The sequence below is a fragment of the Sphingobacterium sp. UBA1498 genome (assembly GCF_002325125.1).
Taxonomy (GTDB): domain Bacteria; phylum Bacteroidota; class Bacteroidia; order Sphingobacteriales; family Sphingobacteriaceae; genus Sphingobacterium.
In genome coordinates, this window is record NZ_DCRG01000016.1 from 1 (window position 1) to 19,559 (window position 19,559).

The following is a 19,559-nucleotide window of genomic DNA, read 5'->3' on the forward strand; positions in this document are numbered from 1 at the left end:
AACGAATTGAAGAGGTGATTTTGTTAAATCGAAATCTTCATCCGCTGGAGAGATAACAACTTTGATATCCGCGAATTTACCACGACCACCTGATTGTTTTTTGAATACTTCACGGTGCTCAGTAGTACCATTGATAGACTCTTTGTAAGATACTTGAGGAGCACCTTGGTTAACCTCAACTTTAAATTCACGTTTCAAACGGTCGATCAAGATCTCTAAGTGGAGCTCTCCCATACCAGAGATTACTGTTTGACCAGTTTCTTCATCAGTTTTTACAACGAATGTTGGATCCTCTTCAGCCAATTTACCAAGACCAATACCTAATCTATCAACGTCAGCCTGAGTTTTAGGCTCAATTGCCAAACCAATTACTGGCTCAGGGAAAGTCATAGACTCCAATACGATAGGAGCTTTTTCGTCACAAAGTGTATCACCAGTTTTGATGTCTTTGAAACCTACAACAGCGCCGATATCACCTGCCTCAATGAAAGGGATAGGGTTTTGTTTGTTCGCGTGCATCTGGAAGATACGAGAGATACGCTCTTTGTTTCCTGAACGTGTGTTCAATACATAAGAACCTGCATCTAACTTACCAGAATAAGCACGGATAAAACATAAACGACCTACAAATGGGTCAGTCGCGATTTTGAAACCTAAAGCAGCGAATGGTTCGTTTACAGATGGTTTACGTAATATTTCTTCGCCTGTATCAGGGTTAGTTCCTTTTACAGCCTCTACATCAAGAGGAGAAGGCAATAATTCCATCACCAAATCCAACATGGTTTGAACACCTTTGTTTTTGAAAGATGAACCACAAACCATAGGAACGATAGAGTTATCCAATACAGCAGCGCGTAACGCATTTAAGATCTCACGCTCAGTCAATGAATCTGGATCTTCGAAGAATTTCTCCATCAAAGTCTCATCATAACCAGCAACAGCTTCTAATAATTTCTCACGGTATTCGGCAACTTCTTCCACCATATCATCAGGAATAGGAACTTCAGTGAAAGTCATTCCTTTATCATGCTCATTCCAAACGATACCACGGTTGTTGATTAAGTCAACTACACCTTTAAAACTATCTTCCGCACCGATAGGCAATTGCAAAGCAACTGCATCAGAACCTAACATATCTTTAACTTGTTTTACAACTTTCAAGAAGTCAGCTCCTGAACGGTCCATTTTGTTAACGAAACCGATACGAGGTACTTTATAACCATCCGCTAAACGCCAGTTTGTTTCAGATTGAGGCTCAACACCATCAACAGCTGAGAACAAGAATACTAATCCGTCTAATACACGTAATGAACGGTTTACTTCAACCGTGAAATCCACGTGTCCTGGAGTATCGATTACGTTTACTTGGTATTTGCTACCACGGTAGTTCCAGAATACAGTTGTAGCAGCAGAAGTAATTGTGATACCACGCTCAGCTTCTTGCTCCATCCAGTCCATTGTTGAAGCACCTTCGTGAACTTCACCAATTTTGTGGTTTACACCTGAGTAATAAAGGATACGCTCAGTTGTTGTAGTTTTACCAGCATCGATGTGAGCAGCGATACCGATATTTCTAGTGAATTTTAAATCTCTTGCCATAATATTTTTAAGCAACTGGCCATACAAGGGCCTTATGTGTTTAAATGTAATGTTAAATAAGTACACCGACCTTGATAAAGGATTGTTCTTTTATCGGAGGTCGGTGTAATCATATTTTTTTGAATGTCTTCAAAATTAGAATCTGAAGTGTGAGAACGCTTTGTTAGCTTCCGCCATTTTGTGCGTATCTTCTTTCTTCTTAACAGCAGCACCTTCACCTTTAGAAGCTGAAATGATTTCTCCTGCTAATTTCTCGAACATTGTTTTTTCACCACGTTTNNACTTCAACAGCAGGCATAACGTTGTTTAAAGCTTTTTTCCAAGCTTCTAAACCGCTTTCTTGTGTTTTTTGTTCTACTAATTCTACTGCATCGTAAAAAATAGAATAAGCGATGGATTTTTTACCATCTACCATCATATTGTTTACGAAACGTGTTACCTGAACGTCGTTAAACTTTGGATCAGGTAAAATGATTCTCTTTTTCGGTTTTGATTTTCTCATTTTTCTTTCCTCCGTTTAATTATTTCTTTTTACCTTTTGCTGGAGCTGCAGCTGCTTGTCCTGGTTTAGGACGCTTAGTTCCGTATTTTGAACGACGTTGGTTACGACCTGCTACACCTGAAGTATCTAATGCACCACGGATGATGTGGTAACGCACACCTGGTAAATCCTTAACACGACCACCACGGATCAAAACGATCGAGTGCTCTTGTAAGTTGTGACCTTCTCCAGGGATGTAAGCGTTGACCTCTTTACCGTTTGTTAAACGTACACGAGCTACTTTACGCATTGCTGAGTTTGGTTTTTTAGGGGTAGTAGTATATACACGTGTACATACACCTCTTCGCTGTGGACATGAGTCCAACGCTGGTGACTTACTCTTATCAACCAGAGCTACTCTACCTTTTCTAACTAATTGTTGAATAGTAGGCATTTACCTGTTTTTGTTTATAAATTTTGTACCTAAATTATTTTAAGTTCGCAAAGATACTGATTCCCTTTTGAATATGAAATAGTTACTGTATAATAATTAGATTATTTTTTCGAAATAGGACCTCTAATTCGTCATTACGCTCTCCTATCCCTATGCGAACCTCTTTTGTCCTGAAATATAGACAGTCATATGCTAGTAATTGGTATATCCTGAATCAACAATAATTTTGGAATAATAGCTGCTGCGGATCTGTTTTCCCTTGGTATTACACTTAATAACAGTGTTTTGTCAAAAATTAGTTTTCTACTTGTTTCCAAGTATATTGCTAAGTCTGCATTTTTTTGCGTGCTGTTTGGCAAAGCATTTGATAAACACGGATAAAATTATTTAGTAAAAACAGATAAAGTATTCAAGTTATGAAAATGAAATTAATGTATGCGGTTGTATTGGCTTTGGTAACCTTCGCTTTTGTTGGATGTTCGAAAGATGATGATAATACTATACCATCAGAGAACAAAGGGGCTCTTAAAGTTACAGTTACAGCTCAAGGTTATACAGGAGAAGACGGAAGCACTATGTCTGCACAGGTAATTGGTTCAAATGGGCAAAACCCAACATTATGGAAAGTAAATGGTGTAGCAGGTACTTCTGGTCAGTCTATATATGACTTAAACAAAGAATATTTTGCAGGTGGCAAAACGGCTATATTCGAAAGTTCGTCGTCATATTTGGCTGCTACTGTTACTATTTCTGCTGCTGCTTATTCAAAACCATTCACATTGGTCTATAAAATTGAACAAGGTGGAAAAGTAATTGTCGATCAAACCAAAGAGATTCTACCAAACACTACACCTACAGTGCTTAGTTTTCAATATTAAATAAAAAAAGCCGCATCAAAACCATTGATGCGGCTTCTTTTATTAACTCAACAACGTAAAATCAATCTGCCTTTTATCCAGATCGACTTTCTTTACGCGGATCTGAACCTCATCACCCAACTGAAATTTCTTTTTCTTCCGTTGTCCAATGATTGCATAGTTTTTCTCGTCAAGCACGTAAAAGTCATCGGTAATATCACGCAAGCGCACCATACCTTCACATTTGTTCTCCTCAATCTCTACATACATACCCCATTCGGTCACGCCCGACACAATACCGGTATATTCAGTGCCAATCTGGTCCTGCAAATATTCCGCTTGTTTGTACTTGATTGATGCACGCTCGGCCTCAGCTGCCTTTTTCTCCATTTGCGAAGAATGTTCGGCCATCTTTTCATAATGCTCTGCATTAATCTTGGTGCCGCCATCCAGGTAGAACTGTAAAAGACGGTGTACCATCACATCCGGATAGCGGCGGATAGGAGAGGTGAAGTGTGTATAATAATCGAATGCCAATCCATAGTGGCTTGTTTTCTTCGTCGTATAGATTGCTTTGGCCATCGAGCGCACAGCCAATGAAGTCAGCATATTCTGCTCTTTGCTACCTTCGATCTTGGTCATTAGTGCATTCAAAGATTTTGCCGTTTCCTTATCTGTTTTGATGGTCAATTTATGGCCAAACCGCGCAGCAAATTGAGAGAAGGTAGTGAGTGTTTCTGGATTAGGTACATCGTGAAAACGGTAAACAAACGTAAGCTTGTTTTTTCCGCGCCCTTGTTTACCGATAAACTCAGCAACCTTACGATTGGCCAATAACATAAAATCTTCAATCAGTTTATGGGCATCTTTACGGACTTTGGTGTATACCCCCGTAGGTTTGCCATTTTCATCCAACGTGAATTTTACTTCTTCACTTTCAAAGGCTATTGCTCCATTTTTAAACTTCCGCTCCCGAAGGATATAAGCGAGTTCATTTAGTTTCAAAATCTCCTCGTTGAAATCACCCGATCTCGTCTCGATCACCTCCTGCGCCTCTTCATAGCTAAACCGTCTATCCGAGTGAATCACTGTGCGCCCAAACCATTGATCGTGTACATTAGCTTTCTCATCCAGTTCGAAAACAGCTGAAAAACACAGCTTATCTTCATGCGGACGTAAGGAACATACACCATTGGAAAGGCGCTCCGGAAGCATAGGAATAACACGGTCCACCAAATAAACCGATGTGCCGCGACTGAAGGCTTCTTTATCTAATTCTGTATCTGGCACCACAAAATGGGAAACATCAGCAATATGAACACCAATTTCATAATTGCCATTCTCCAGTTTCTGAAATGAAATTGCATCATCGAAATCTTTTGCATCTGCCGGGTCAATGGTAAAGGTCGTCACGCTTCTAAAGTCACGTCTTTTCGCAATTTCCTCGTTGCTTATTTCTTCCGAAATCTTATTGGCTTCAGCTTCCACTTTTTTCGGGAATTCCAATGGAAAACCAAAGTCGGCCAAAATCGCATTCATCTCGGTATTGTTTTCTCCTTTGGTTCCCAAAACGTGTTTTACTGTCCCCACAGGGTTTTTGCTTCCGCTCGGCCAGTCAATAATCGAAACCACTACTTTTTCTTTATCCTTAGCACCATTCAGGTTATCCAAGGGAATGAAGATGTCGTGCAACATCTTGCGATCGTCCGCAATGAAAAATGCAAAATTATTGGAGATACTGATGGTTCCCGTAAAATCGGTCTTGGCCCTTTGCAGGATTTCAACCACTTCACCTTCTTTTTTACGGCCGCCTTTTCGTTTTTCAAAAGTATGTACCTTAACGATATCGCCGTGTAGCGCCTGCCTCAGCTTACGTGGGGCAATATAAATGTCATTTTCAAATTCGTCATCAGGAATGACATAGGCAGAACCATCGGCGGTCATATCGACCTTCCCTGTGACATAAACTTTGAGTTGCTTCAAATTAAACTTGCCTCGCTCGACCTCAACAAAAAGTCCATTTCTAACATTATCATGTAAGATATCGGCAATAGCGACTTTGGAATCGTTATCCGTAAGGTTCAATTTTGAAGATACTTGTTTATAGTTGAGCGGTTTGTTATCTGATTTTTCGAAAATATCGACGATCAGTTGTGTCAAGACCTCTTTATATGGATTTTCTTTTCTTGTTTTCATCCAATTTTTTTCTTAATTATTATTTATTCAGTTGTATCGATCCTATACAGCCTTCGGCTTTCCGCTAACTGACTGCGCGGTAATGGATCGCGCAAAGCCAGTCCTTGGAACGCAGCATGAGAGTGTCGGATAGCAAGATCGATGTTACTACAAGGTACAAAAAAAACAGCAGTTGGCACGACAATAACGAGCTAAACGGAGCATCTTCCGATAGCTGATGTATAGACACTTGAACCGACAAATAGTTTTTGATTCGTATAGCCTGATTTATTTTTTGCAATGATTGCACACGCCAAGGGCATTAACCGCTATGGCTTCGAGACTAAAGCCTTCAGGGATAGATACCTTCGGTAAAGTCATATCTTCCAGACAGTACACAGAATTGCACACCCGGCAAATAAAATGTACGTGTTGGTCGTGGTGATCATGTTCTGAACAGTTTGTCGAGCACATGGCATAAGTGGCCGTACCATGTAGGTCAAAGATTTTATGGATAATCCCTTTCTCTTCAAAACTGGCCAGTACGCGGTATAATGTAACACGGTCAATATCCTTGCCCAGTAATTTTTCCAGCTCCGGCTGAGAAATCGCCGAATCTTTACGGGAGATAATTTCAAGTACCTTCAACCGTGGCTGGGTAACTTTTAAACTATTTCGTTTGAGAATTTCTGGATATACAGTGTTGGAATCTTCCATGGATTTTCTTCGTTAAGCCTTAGATCAGATACAAACTAAGAGAAATTTATGGTCATTTACAAGTTTTAAAAACTGTCTGACGAATTTATTCATCGCACTTTTGCCCTTTTACCCTTCCCTAGATGAAACAAAAATTAAATCTTTTTCACTAGTCAGCTGAAGCTTTGATAAGACAAAAATACGGAATCTGATGAAATAAAGAAAACCGATAAGTTTAAGATTCGTGTCATCTTACTTATCGGTTTTAACGCTATATGGAACTATAGATGCCTTATTTTCCTGCAGCTTTAGCGTGATCAGCTAAAAATGTTGCCAAACCGCTATCTGTCAATGGGTGTTTCAGTAGGGAAAGGATCGCCGACAATGGACCTGTCATCACATCAGCGCCAATTTTAGCACATCCTAGAATGTGCGCACTGTGACGTACAGAAGCCGCTAATATTTGCGTTGGATAGTTGTAGTTATCGTAGATCAAACGGATATCTTCAATCAGCGCCAATCCATCTGTAGAGATATCATCCAAACGACCAATGAAAGGAGATACATAGGTTGCACCAGCTTTAGCAGCCAATAACGCCTGACCCGCTGTGAACACTAATGTACAATTTGTTTTAATGCCTTTTTTGCTGAAATATTTAATTGCTTTTACGCCATCTTTGATCATAGGAACTTTAACAACAATCTTATTATCAAGAGCTGCCAACGCTTCTCCTTCTTTGATCATTTCCTCATAAGTAGTAGAAATAACTTCTGCACTTACGTCGCCATCAACGATCGCACAGATCGCTTTATAATGGTTGATTACGTTTTCATCACCGCTAATACCTTCTTTAGCCATTAAACTCGGATTGGTCGTTACACCGTCTAATACGCCTAAATCTTGAGCTTCTTTGATTTGTTCTAGGTTTGCTGTGTCAATAAAAAATTTCATTGTGTATTGTGTTGAATGATAATTATTTGATTATTCTATTGTTGAAAATAACAGTACAAAGTTATCGATTATATTCCACTATTGAAGCATCGATTTTCACCTATTGCATCATAATCTTTGCAAAAAAAGAATCTCTTCGGCTAATTTTTTGTTATACTTTATTATAGTATTATTTTTAACGTATGCAGGTTTTTCGTTCGCTCCATTATAGAAATTTTCGTTTACATGTTATTGGACAGGCAATTTCCCTGATGGGAACATGGATGCAGCGTATCGCTATTAGCTGGTTGGTCTATGAAATTACGGGCTCTGTATTCTGGCTTGGTTTTGTCCAGTTCATCTCTTTATTGCCTTCGCTCATCCTTTCGCCATTTATTGGGAGTTTTGTTGATAAGCACAAAAAGTATAAATTGGTTTTGATGACCCAAATTGGTCTCATGATTCAGGCGGGTATTTTGACTTTGGTGGTGTATCTGAAGTGGGAAAGTGTGTTATGGCTTTCCGCATTGGGACTTATACAAGGGATCATTAACTCCTTTGACGTTTTGGGACGACAGTCCCTTATGATGCATTTGATTGGAGATCGTAAAGATCTGCCGAATGCTATCGCCCTGAACTCAACGATTTTCAATGGCGCACGCATGGTGGGCCCTGCAATAGGGGGGATTTTATTAAGTACTTACGGCGAACTCGCCTGCTTTGCACTTAACTTTATTAGTTTTGTTCCTGTCATTATTACGCTATTGATGATGCGGGTCGACGAAACTCATGCTCAGCTTAGCAAGGGGAGCAATTGGGAAGGCTTGGTCGAAGGTTTTCGCTATCTCAAACGGTCACCACATATCTCTTCGCTGATTATCATCATGACCTTTTCCAGCCTGATTGTCATTCCCTACACGTCGTTGCTACCGGCCATAGCCAAAGAAATGTTTCACGGTGATGAACGCACCTTTTCCTGGTTTGAAAGTGCAGCCGGATTGGGAGCTATGATTGGTGCCTTTAATATGGCTCGTTTAAAATCTGGTACCAATTTGCGGTATCAGGTGATGGGAGCTGCCGCACTGATGGGGATGGCATTGTTGTTTCTGGCGCATTCCAGCATGCTTCAGATGGCACTCGTTTATGTCATGTTGGTGTCTTTTGCCATGATGATGCAAACGTCAAGTATCAATACCTATATTCAGACCCACGCCATACCGATTTATCGTGCCCGCGCGATCTCCTATTACGTGATGGCCTTTCAGGGGATTTTCCCGATCGGCACATTGATGATCGGTTCTCTGGCCAGCTATTGTGGCCTGAGAATAACATTATATGCGATGGGCGGGCTAGGTATTATGATAGCAGTCGTTTATTACGGTTATCTCCGATTCCACATCCAAAAACGTTTATTTAAGTTTTAGTTTTCGGGTGCGCAATTTTAGCGTGCGCTTGGCATAATCGATGACAGCACCATAGTCTGCAAAAATATCTCCACCCAATACGCCAATCACAGGATCTAGATGCATTTGTTCGTAGGCATAATTAATGGAACTTAAGTCCAATACCGCAGTATGTAGTTTGTTGATCTCCCATTCGCCAATTTTCAGGCTCGGAATTGCCAGGTTAAAGCTTTCCATTGAATTGGTACCAAGTCCTGTTGATAGTGTTTCAGATGGTTCAAGCTCCAATTGATCCTCTAAAAGATGGCCCAATTGTGTTTTATCAAATACAGTTTTAGAAGCACCTGTATCAATCACCATCTTGAATGAACGACTATAAATTTCTACATCAACCAAAATGTGTGTGCCTTGGCCTTGTAAATCCAATAATTGAAATGGTACTGTTGTCATACCTCCAAACATAGCCAAAAAATCCATCAAAAAAGAAACTTTCCGCCGCTGGAAGCTTAAAATTGAGCTTGATGCTGCATGGTGTATCTGCACTTTCCCGCTTTTCAACGTTTTCAGGTAGGGAAGCAGGTTTACTGCATGCAAAAACAATACACGAAAGATAATAGATTCTGAAGGAGAGGGGAGAGGGCAGAAAGAAATAGGCTGTTATTCGCGTACAACAGCCTATTGTTTTGTCGCCTATAAGGCTTTTATTTCTTTTAATACATTATTCATATTACGGACTGCTTCCGCACTTTTGCGGAATTTTTCTTCGTCCTCTTCATCCAGATGAAGTGGTACGATCCGATCCCATCCTTTTTTATTGATGATAACGGGTACGCCAAGCGTAATATCTTCTTGGCCAAATTCACCTTCCAAATAAACGGAAGCAGTAAATAATTTCCCTTGATCACGGACAATGCTTTCAACTACTGCAGCAGTTGCCGCACCCGGCGCATACCATGCGGATGTTCCGATTAGGCTGGTTAATGTAGCTCCTCCAACCATGGTTTTGTGGATTATTTCATTCTGCTCTTCCGCTGTAAGAAAATCCGTCACAGGAATACTGTTCCACGTGGAGTGCTTAATAAGCGGAATCATCGTCGTATCGCCATGACCACCAATGACTATCGCATTGAGATCCGCAGCCGAAGCATTCAGTTTATCACTTAATTGATATTTAAATCGGGCCGAATCCAAGGTTCCACCCATACCTATAATCCTATTCTTTGGTAAACAACTTGACTTTAGTGCCAAATAAGTCATGGTATCCATTGGATTGGAAACGATGACAATGATAATATCAGGAGAATGCTTCACTAAGTTCTCCACAACCGACTTGACAATATTCGCGTTTGTACCAATTAATTCTTCACGTGTCATTCCAGGTTTACGTGGAATGCCCGACGTAATCACAGCAACAGTAGAACCTGCAGTTGAAAGATAGTCATTCGTGACCCCTTTAATTTTTGATTCAAAACCCAATAAGGCTGCGGTTTGTGCCATATCTTGCGCTTTGCCTTCTGCAAAACCTTCTTTAATATCCAATAATACAATCTCCTCTGCGACATTCCGACGGATTAAATTGTCCGCTGTAGTAGCTCCTACAGCTCCAGCACCAACAATAGTTACTTTCATATGTACTTTATTTGTTTATTTATGCGCTAATTATCCGACTAAGTCCAGGTTGCCTTTGGCAGCTTTATGCCATATAGAATATCCAGCCTATCCTCATCAGTGCTTGTCTCTTAATGCTGCATGGATATTTCCTGAACATTTATGTGGATCAAAAAATAATGCTTGAATTTAATCAATTATTGTCAGTAAACCAATGCCGGCCGTGGGAATAACTCGTTTTTTGACATAATAATATGCCAGGAATTCGTCCTGAGCAAAGAATACCCGATAACATCGTTCCAAGTGTATGACCTAGGTAAGACGACCCGAAAAAACAACAGGCTTGAAATTCATTCAAGCCTGTTGTTACTAGTTCATAAGCCGGATCGGTCGCCTAGAACGGATAACCGATGGCTAAGTTGAACATCAGGTTGTCTTTACGCCATTTAGAACTTCCAAAGTCAATATCGCTAAATACCCAACGTTCTCCTTTTGGGAGATAGGGAATACGGAATGGTATGGACATGTCGGTACGGACGATCAGGAAGGTGAAGTCGAAACGTAATCCCGCTCCACCACCAACTGCTAATTCATTTAAAAAATCCTTACTAAATTTGCCGCCCGGCTTGTTCACATCCTCTCGCTGCAACCAGACGTTTCCCGCATCAATAAATGCTGCCCAATGCACAAACCCCGCTAATTTTGCTCTATATTCTGTATTTAGTTCCAATTTAATGTCACCGGTTTGATCCGCAAAGAAAAGTCCATTGCTTAGCTTTTCAGGGGCAACTGTTCCCGGACCAATAGCGCGCGCACCGAAAGCACGGATACTATTAGGCCCCCCCACATAATACTGTTTTAAATAGGGAAGGGAGCGGGAGTTGCCATAAGAATAACTCAAACCCAAACTTACCCGCGATGCAAGTTGTGAATTCTCCGATAACTTTAAATAATGTCGACCATCGCCACTGATCTTGATATATTGTGAAAAATAAGCATCAAACAATTTGAACGTTTTCCCTTTATTAAAATCTGCTCCTTTTATCAGTCCAAGTATGTTTCCCGACAGGTCCAAGTTGCCTTTGAAATAAAATGTATTTTTCAAATGTTGCTTCATGGTGTTTTGAAACGTAAAGTTGTAGTTTGGACCAATGGTAAACTGAGGGTCTATGGCATGTCGCAACGCAGGGATGGTATCCATTTGTTTTTGGTAGTTTTCCGAAATACCTTTAGGCTGAACATAAGTAATCTCCATTAAAGCGAGATCATGCTGTTTCTCTTCAGACTCTTGCCAGATATAGCCGTAATCCAACGCAATCGAATTTAGCGTATAAGCTTTGCGGCGATTTAAAAACTCATAGCGGCCTTTGATATAAGTCTTCGGAATAAAGCGCCTTGAGGGCGAAACTCTTCCAAAGGGAGACAATATGCGAGGAAAAGTCAAGGTCGCCTCCATACCGTAGCGGTAATAACTCGAATTAAGGTCGGCCGATCCTCCCGTCTGAGTTTCATATCCACCAAATACGTTAAAGCTCAGTTGCTCAGCACCTTTAAATGCATTTCGTAAAGTCCAGTTGACATTCACTTCAGTACCGTTGTATACCGAAGCCATTTTTCCTAAAAGCTCCACCCGAAGGGACTTTTTTGGTAATGGGGTCAAGTAATAGTAGACATCCAGTGCGTTGGGTACTTCTTTGCTGTCGACAAAATTGTTCTTTACAAATTTCCAGCTATTGAGGTTTACCAAATGACTGATGGTCTGATTGTGGGCATTACGGTTGTATATATCGCCCGGATGAAAGAAGATATGGTTCGCAATAACAGGCTTCCGGTAAAGATGCTGACGGTCTATAAAATAATAGCTGCTATCGTACAATTCTGCATTCCGTGTGGATCGCTGATAACCAGAGCTTGTTTCTGTATAGTTCGGAAAAATGTAAATTTTATTGATCTTGGATGGGATTTTCGCCTGCGCCGGTGTCTCTTTTTTAACTGTAACATACATATCCACCTTGTTATTCCGGTTCGAACTGTCTACCTGAACCAAGATGTAATCCGGGCTGAAATAATAATAACCTTTATTTTTTAGATCATTATCGATGCGGTCACGTTCGTTTAAGATAACATCTAAACTGTAGTTCTTTCCTACCTGGAGAAGACTTTGATCAGAACTCGAACGAATATCTTTCCCCAACTGACTGTTGCTGTCAACATCAAATTTAACAGACTGTATGCGGTAAATCAGGTTGGGCTTGGCGGTATAATTAATCGTTGCTTTTTTGTTTTCTACTAACGTATCGGATCTCACTTCCGCATTAAAGAAACCAAAATTTTCCAGACGATTGCGCAATAGATTTTCATTATATTCTCGATTAACATCCCGCAGCAACACGGGCTCTTCACCAATTTTTTTAAAGAATTTTTTTATGATGTTGTTCCCGGCTGAATCTCCAGCCATATTATTAAAATATAGCTTAAAAGGTACCCCCGCCAGTCGTTTATTCGGTTTGGGCATAAGGGCCTCTTCGAGGCGGGTTGATATCTTTTCCTTGTTTTCCTTAGAAATGGTGTCCGACTCGACGATGACATTCCCCTTCACATATAAGCTTTCTCCTTCTTTCAGATTTTTGGTTGACGAACAGGAGGCGATGAATGCAGCGAATGTTACTATTCCAACACTATACTTTAATCTAACCTGCATGATAACTCCTTTCCTCATCTTCATTTTTTATAGCTGTTGTTTTGATGGTATCTAAATTTGATTTTGGACCATTGCTTTTTGGTGATTTTTTGCTAGAGTCCAATTGCTGTTTACGTTTCTCTTGTTCTCTTTCCTCCATACGTTTTCTGTATGCTGGACTATGTAGCATCAAACTGTCACGGATGACCGTGCGCACGCTATCACGATAGATTGAGTCGGTTTCCATGCGCTCCACATCGAACCGTTTTCTGAAACCTTTGCTATTCGTATCATAGTACTCTTTGAGTTTTTTTGAACTCATCCAGATTTCCTTAAATCTGTTGTAATCCATATTGATGATAAATCCAATACCTGTTTCTACATATTGGCCTTGTAGTGTAACTTGATATTGATTCTTACGGTATACCCGCGCAAAATAACGACCGTCTTGTGAAAGCTGATAATCCAATTGGATATCTCCGGCAATATTATTGGCTGTCTCTCCAGGCCGTGTGTTTCCTTCCACTTCAAAATTAGAACCAATAGTAATTTTTAAACGATCATTTAAGAGCATTTTTGATACACCTATATTTAGATCCGTGCGAGTTTGTCCTGCTCCGGTAGCATAATCCTCTTCTGAAGTTAGATTAAAATCAAGTTCTACTCCTGTAATAAGTTCGGAAGCCAAGCGGTTCAATTGACCACTCAGGAAGGAACTGATACTATTTCTCACAATAGCTTCGGTACCACCGCCACCCGAAAGACTCTCAAATGGATTGGTCGACATAAAGCGCCCCAACACAATAAGTGAAAAGACCTGCTTGTTGAGTTCAGACGGATTTTCACGTAGCGTAGTCAATGCATTGTTCACCTTGCTGATTACATCTTGCGAAACAACCGAGTTGTTTTCGTCCAGGTCAATATCAAAATTCAGTTGCGGCTGGAACAATTTGTCTGTAATCTTTAGTAAGACATTGAACGGAATACGTTGCTTATACAAATTGGCATTTTCTGAACCGAGTTGCGTTGCAACAAGCTCTAAAGTCGGTGCTTTGGTCGTATATGCTGCCGTGATATTCAGCTGGGCATCCAATGGATCGCCATTCCAGGTAATGGTGCTTCCTTTTCGGAACGTAAAATCTTTCTTCACAGGGCCAAAACTAAATGAATAGCTTCCCTTGTCAACGGTAAACGTCCCAGACAAAGTTATTTTGCTACTGGCATCGATACCTGCGTTCAGCTCGGCTTCTCCCTGGATGTTCAGGGCATCCTGCGAACCGGCATCCAGCAGGATCTTAAATTTAGCATCCTTATCTGTTTGAAGGTTGAGGTCCACATCGATCCCCGTTAAACGGGTGACAGTCATGGAATCTAATTTGGCAAAAACATTTGCTCTTGTTGTATCCCTCTTATCAACAAATTCAACAACCCCTTTACGATCGGCCATTCCTGGATCATCGTTTGGCATGACAAAGGTGAAATCGGTATCATCTAACACTTTGATTGTACCGTCCACGATAGGTTTATCGAGATTTCCGCGAATGCGCAGATTCGAAGTAAGATACATTTTACCATAGAACATGTCATTATCGCTTTGTGTTGAATTGAGCACTTCAAAATTGTCCGTATTGACATTGAGATTAAAATCAAAATCAGTATACGTTGTCGTAGCTATGGATCCCGTCAGCTTAGCAATATTTCCCTTTTTGTCTTCTAATGCAAATTTGGGAAAAGTAATGCCTCTTTCATCCAAATGAATTGTTTCGTTTTTTGCTTTAAAGAGTGCATTCAGCATGGCAATATTAAATTGTGCATCTTTAAAATTAACATCGCCGTTAATGAGCGGTTTAGATGGTGATCCTGTTATTTTCAATTGGCCTTCAAGATTTCCTTTCGAATCTTTAAGATATCCGAGGCTAAATGCTTGCACGGTCTGCATCGAAAGCGGCGCAATATCTAAGGTAAAATCTAAGCTTGCTTCTCCCTGGGGGGGATTCACAAAATCACCATTTAAGACAACATTGTTGCCATTCTCACTAATACTAATATTGGCATTGTACGTGTTTTCTTTCTCATTATTAACCTTAATATTGACATTCCCAACGGTATCCTGTCCAATATAAAATTTATTGATAACAAGATCCGATACAAATACAGGGCTGCTCTCCAGGCGCGATATGGTCGCCTGACCATTAATTCCACCCCCGAGATCTACGGTTTCGCTTTCGAGCATTTTACTTAATGTCTCAATCCGGAAATTCTTGAATGCAATGTTTATCGGTGAATTGAGTACACTATCTTGTGAAGATATACTGAGCTCCTGTCCCTTATTGCTTAAGATAAATTCATTGGCCTGAATCCCTGTACGTCCAAATTTGAGCACATTGTTTGGATTTATTGTCCATTTGTCGTAATTCAGCATAAGGCCATCCTGCAGTAAACTGAAAACAAAGGCCCCATTATCAACACGCATATTTGCACCCAGATGATACTGCTCTTTCTCTTTCTTGTCTTTTATCCATAATCCAAAGTCTAAGTTGTTTTGAATGACTTTGCCACTGAATACCGTATTGACAAGTTCAATATTACTTATCTTGATCTTATTGATCAATGCGGAGTAATACAGTGTGCTATCCAGCGTATTGATGTCTAAAGTGACGTTATTGATTTCTGTACCATTATATATTATTTTGGGAGCATCCAACTTGGCGAGAATCGTTTTAGATTTACTGTTAAACATACCGTCCAAGGTGATGTCCGACATGGCTGTTAGTTCCGGTAAAAAATCCCTTATAAACTTCGTTCTGGTCAACTGAGCCGAAAACTCTATATTCTGTGGATCATATTTTGGTACTTCAACAGCTTTACCGGGTTGGTAGTATACCTGCAGAATGTCCTGTATGGCATTCTGCAATTCCAGAATTTTATATTTACCAACTAGATGAGCATTTAAAAAGTTTGATTTTAGAAGCAATAAATTACGGCTGGTATCGGCTTTTGCTATAAGCGAAATGCTGTCTAAAGAATAATATGCACCACTGTAAAAGATCGAGGAATTGGTAATATGTGCTTCACCGTTTAAAAAATTTGGATCCGCTGAACTAAACTTTCCAACGAGTTTACCCTGGTATTTGAACTCGTCATCCATTAACTTTAAATTCTTAAGATTGATGGTATCTACCTGAAGCTCGAAATCCACCTGTGGATATTTGGACTTCATATTCGCTGTTGCATTTAACGTCAATTGAATATTTGGATCAGGACTGACCACAGCCGCTTTGATATCTCCCTTGTCGGCGGTCAGGTTCATGTCGATATTCTGATACCGGTAACCCATGGCGTCCATTCGGTTTACTTTACCATCGAAGTTGGCTACAAGCTTCTTGGGGTCAGTACCATGGCCTTTAATCTTTCCTTCAAAAGAAAGAATGCCGAGGGTACTGTCCATTTTCATGATCTTACCAATGTCGAAATCACGAATACTGACAAAGGCATCATAGGTTGTATCGCGGCCGATCATGCCCACCTTACCATTAAACTTGGCCGTTCCCTTTTCTGTAACCAGCGAAAGATTGGTGTTAAAGGCTTTCATACCGCCTTTAAATGTTCCCGTAAGGCCAATCGTATTCGGTAGCTCAATACCGCTCGGAAGTATATTTTTAGAAATTAGTTTTTCGATATCCGAACGGCCTGTCGTCAATTTCTTTAAATTAAGATCCAGTGACATTTTATCCACTTCGGGGAGCCCCCTTAAACGTAGGCTCGCTATGACACGTGTATTGGACAGGGTTTGGAAATCAATTGCTGGAATATTCAGATCATTTACCTTACCCACAACACGTCCATCGATAGCAAATTTTTTGTCCATCAAGGGTTTCATCACCTGCATAGTATCCAAAAAAGGGGCAAAATAGTAAATGTCGCGCATATCGACTTGACTCTTTTTGATGTTTGCATTGACGTAGAGGAGTTCCGGTTTTTTTGCAACAATATCCAATGATGGATAGGTGACTTTTACGTAATCACGTAGGAGCGTACGTGGAGTTTCCGCATACAGATTTTTGATTTCAGCACCAGTATTTGTATACTTAAAATCTCCCTTTAATTGTTTGATCACAAAACCCGAACGATCAGAGGCTACCAGTTCGTTCAAAGATCCACTGATTGAATCGGCACTGTAGTAAAGATCACTTAAGCTGGTTTTCATACCCGGGATCTTAATGTTAAAATAATCAAAACCCTTCATCCGCGCCTGATTGTCATCGCGGTAAGCTAAACTTGTATTATTGATCTGAATATCTTTAGCCGATACAATCCAGTTTACTTTGGTCGTATCTACTGTAGGTTTAGCTATGCTGTTTGCTTTTTTTAGGACCTTTCCAAAGAGCACACTGTTGTCCGAACCGTCGAGGCTGATTGTTTGAATATCCACAACTTCTTTGTTGAGGTCGATCTTGTTAATGTCTGCGTGAAGATTTTTGACATAAAACTTGGTGTTCAAGAGGCTGGACTGATCTTCATAACGCACTAAGATATTGGTCAAGTCCGCGATCTGTATGCCAACATCGGGAAGCAATGTGGTTGTTTGAGCCGTTTCATCCGTAATGCCAAAGTCCTCAACAGAAGGCGCTGAGCCGTCAACCATCGGCCGCCATTGTTTGATGGTAGCACTCAGACCATCGATCTTCACTTTTGGAAGATTGAAAGCCATATTTTTTGTTAGATCAAACTTCTTAATGTTGGTATTTAGGCTGTTGAGATATACGTCAGCGCTGGTCCCAATTACATCATCGGCATAGACAATATGAAATTTATCAAATTTTACTTTATCGAGGTTGAATAGGAGTGCTGAACTGCTGTCGGCAGTTGGAGTGCTTTCTTTTTGCGATGCAAATGCTTTGACAATATAATCAAAGTTGAACGAACTGTCAGGTAATGTACGGCGAATTTTCGCGGTGATACCTTCTGCTTCTATACTTTGGATTTCAACCGTATTTTTTAGCAGTTTCAGCATATTGATATCCACAGCTATCGATTTTCCAGCAACCAATGTGTCCTTGCTTTGGTCCGCTAAATAGATGTCCTGTAAAACTAGTTTCTTAGGAAAATCGATATTGATGTAGCCGATTTTAACGGGCGTACCAATCTTGCCTTCAACATATTGAGTTACTTTTCCGGCAATATAATTCTGAACCGATGGTATTCGAATTAAAAATACAATTAGAATAGCAAGTGCAATTATTACTCCAATAATCCACAAAATTGTTTTGAAAGCAACTCGGGTAAATCTGTTCAACGTGTAATTTGATTTAAGTATCTATTAATAAAAATTAAAACGGGAAAAAGTTACATCAAATAATTGACCAAACCTGTATAGTCATATAAAGTTTTTTGTTTTTTAATTTTATGTTAATAAAAACATTAAATACCTATCAATTTGTCAAAAAATAGGTATTTAATAGGAATACATGCGCTATGCTGAACGAGCTCGTTTGTCTAACATTAAAGCAATTATTCAAGCAATTTTTTATATCTTCCCCAGTTTTCAAAAACTACCCATAGCCAGATAATGAAGAGTACAGCCCAAATAATTAATCCCTGCTGACTATAAAAAATCATGTTATGGGTAAAAATACCAATGAGGATCGGGAAGATGACCAATGCACCCAACGTTCTTGTCTTTGGAAAAATAAATAGTAAACCGCCAATGAGCTCGATAATTCCAACCAGTGGCATTAGCCATTTTATAGCGTTAAAAGCTTCAAATACCTTTTTCATGTCCATATCCATTGGTGGAGCTGGCATATAATGAAAAAGTTTATCCAGACCCGCGTTAATGAATAGCAAGGCAAATAGAATACAAAGTATATTTTTTAAGATTTTCATAGCAGGCAATCTGAGTTGATTAGTTTACTGTTATTGTGGTTGGTGGATCCGTACTGTTGTCTTCGTTGTCATTGTCTTCCTTTTGACTATTGCGTTCCACAGTAATGGTACACTCTGTAAGTAATGCTGCCACTGCTCCAATCGCTGCAAAAACAGGCGCTAAGATCAAGCCTATGGCCCCAACAGTCACTGGAAAGCTCATGATTTCCTTTCCATGTTTGTCAGAAATGCTAATTTTGTTCACGTTGCCCTCAGCAATAATTTCTTTGATTTTCTGCAAAAGGTTTTCACCGTTAATCTGAAATGTTTCTTTAAATCCCATAATCGTATAATTTAAGTTCGCTATTATAAAGTTATTCATTTTTTACAGAATTAGGATAAACTTTCCGGTATTGTTCCATTCGAAGTCAATTTTAAACTACACCAGACTCTCTCGCGAAACAACCATACCTTATTCATTAAGCGCTTTTTAGAAAATCCTTGAAATGAAATTTCCGATACTAAAAGGGGAATTGACGGGTGCATATCCTTAGTAAACCCTGGATACCTCCTCCAGTATTCACACGATCATTTGTCGTATATACTTCGGTACTTGTACGGTATTTCTTCGGTTACAACCGAAGAAGCACCGTACGAGTACCGAACAAGCACCGAACAAGCACCGAACAAGCACCGAACAAGCGCCGAAGAAAAGGCGAATTTGGTATTAATTTGTATTCGTATTAATGGAGCTTCGCTTTAGGCGGTAACACCTTAAAAAAGTATAATCTAACGGAGAATTCAAGAAGA

Annotated in this window: 13 protein-coding genes and 1 pseudogene; 2 read left to right on the forward strand and 12 right to left on the reverse strand. The window is 39.9% G+C overall.

The genetic code is table 11. The features are described 5' to 3' along the window. The 3 genes and pseudogenes from fusA to rpsL form a co-directional block, all read right to left on the reverse strand. The coding region (fusA, locus tag B3139_RS09250) for an elongation factor G (RefSeq protein WP_293882167.1) at nt 1-1,599 on the reverse strand (1,599 nt) is incomplete at its 3' end. 135 nt (nt 1,600-1,734) lie between these two features. After that, nucleotides 1,735-2,101: pseudogene (locus B3139_RS09255) on the reverse strand (30S ribosomal protein S7). A 19-nt stretch (nt 2,102-2,120) separates the two neighbouring features. Continuing rightward, nucleotides 2,121-2,534: a 30S ribosomal protein S12 gene (gene rpsL / locus B3139_RS09260; protein ID WP_002993550.1), complete on the reverse strand. Its 414-nt coding sequence runs from the start codon at nt 2,532-2,534 to the stop codon at nt 2,121-2,123. Nucleotides 2,535-2,950: 416 nt separating this feature from the next. Between rpsL and B3139_RS09265 the strand changes: the two genes are divergently transcribed. Continuing rightward, nucleotides 2,951-3,412, forward strand: a complete 462-nt coding sequence (locus tag B3139_RS09265) for a hypothetical protein (RefSeq protein WP_293882203.1) — start codon at nt 2,951-2,953, stop codon at nt 3,410-3,412. A 42-nt stretch (nt 3,413-3,454) separates the two neighbouring features. On the opposite strand, the gene rnr is transcribed toward B3139_RS09265, so the two are convergent. From rnr to fsa, 3 genes are all read right to left on the reverse strand, one after another. Continuing rightward, on the reverse strand, nt 3,455-5,587 hold the full coding sequence (gene rnr / locus B3139_RS09270) for a ribonuclease R (RefSeq protein ID WP_293882205.1): 2,133 nt from the start codon (nt 5,585-5,587) through the stop codon (nt 3,455-3,457). A gap of 267 nt (nt 5,588-5,854) precedes the next feature. Next, nucleotides 5,855-6,283 (reverse strand): Fur family transcriptional regulator, encoded by a 429-nt coding sequence (locus tag B3139_RS09275; protein WP_209581612.1) that lies wholly within the window; start codon nt 6,281-6,283, stop codon nt 5,855-5,857. Nucleotides 6,284-6,554: 271 nt separating this feature from the next. Then, nucleotides 6,555-7,214 (reverse strand): fructose-6-phosphate aldolase, encoded by a 660-nt coding sequence (gene fsa / locus B3139_RS09280; protein ID WP_209581614.1) that lies wholly within the window; start codon nt 7,212-7,214, stop codon nt 6,555-6,557. A gap of 182 nt (nt 7,215-7,396) precedes the next feature. Here fsa and B3139_RS09285 point away from each other — a divergent pair, with 182 nt between their 5' ends. After that, nucleotides 7,397-8,617, forward strand: a complete 1,221-nt coding sequence (locus B3139_RS09285) for an MFS transporter (protein WP_293882211.1) — start codon at nt 7,397-7,399, stop codon at nt 8,615-8,617. On the opposite strand, the gene B3139_RS09290 is transcribed toward B3139_RS09285, so the two are convergent. The 6 genes from B3139_RS09290 to B3139_RS09315 all read right to left on the reverse strand — a co-directional run bounded on the left by B3139_RS09290 (nt 8,603) and on the right by B3139_RS09315 (nt 19,131). Beyond that, complete coding sequence (locus tag B3139_RS09290; protein ID WP_293882213.1) at nt 8,603-9,139, reverse strand: aspartyl protease family protein; 537 nt, start codon at nt 9,137-9,139, stop codon at nt 8,603-8,605. The genes B3139_RS09285 and B3139_RS09290 overlap by 15 nt on opposite strands. A 147-nt stretch (nt 9,140-9,286) precedes the next feature. Next, nucleotides 9,287-10,225: a malate dehydrogenase gene (locus B3139_RS09295; protein ID WP_293882215.1), complete on the reverse strand. Its 939-nt coding sequence runs from the start codon at nt 10,223-10,225 to the stop codon at nt 9,287-9,289. A gap of 373 nt (nt 10,226-10,598) precedes the next feature. Further along, nucleotides 10,599-12,923, reverse strand: coding sequence for a BamA/TamA family outer membrane protein (locus tag B3139_RS09300; protein ID WP_293882217.1), 2,325 nt, complete (start codon nt 12,921-12,923; stop codon nt 10,599-10,601). Then, nucleotides 12,895-18,180: a translocation/assembly module TamB domain-containing protein gene (locus B3139_RS09305; protein ID WP_293882219.1), complete on the reverse strand. Its 5,286-nt coding sequence runs from the start codon at nt 18,178-18,180 to the stop codon at nt 12,895-12,897. Before B3139_RS09305 ends, B3139_RS09300 begins: the two co-directional genes overlap by 29 nt. Nucleotides 18,181-18,395: 215 nt before the next feature. Then, complete coding sequence (locus B3139_RS09310) at nt 18,396-18,770, reverse strand: MauE/DoxX family redox-associated membrane protein (RefSeq protein ID WP_293882221.1); 375 nt, start codon at nt 18,768-18,770, stop codon at nt 18,396-18,398. A gap of 19 nt (nt 18,771-18,789) precedes the next feature. After that, nucleotides 18,790-19,131 carry a DUF4342 domain-containing protein gene (locus B3139_RS09315; RefSeq protein ID WP_293882223.1) on the reverse strand — a complete coding sequence of 114 codons (342 nt, stop codon included), beginning with the start codon at nt 19,129-19,131 and terminating at the stop codon, nt 18,790-18,792. Between the last annotated feature and the right edge of the window lie 428 nt (nt 19,132-19,559).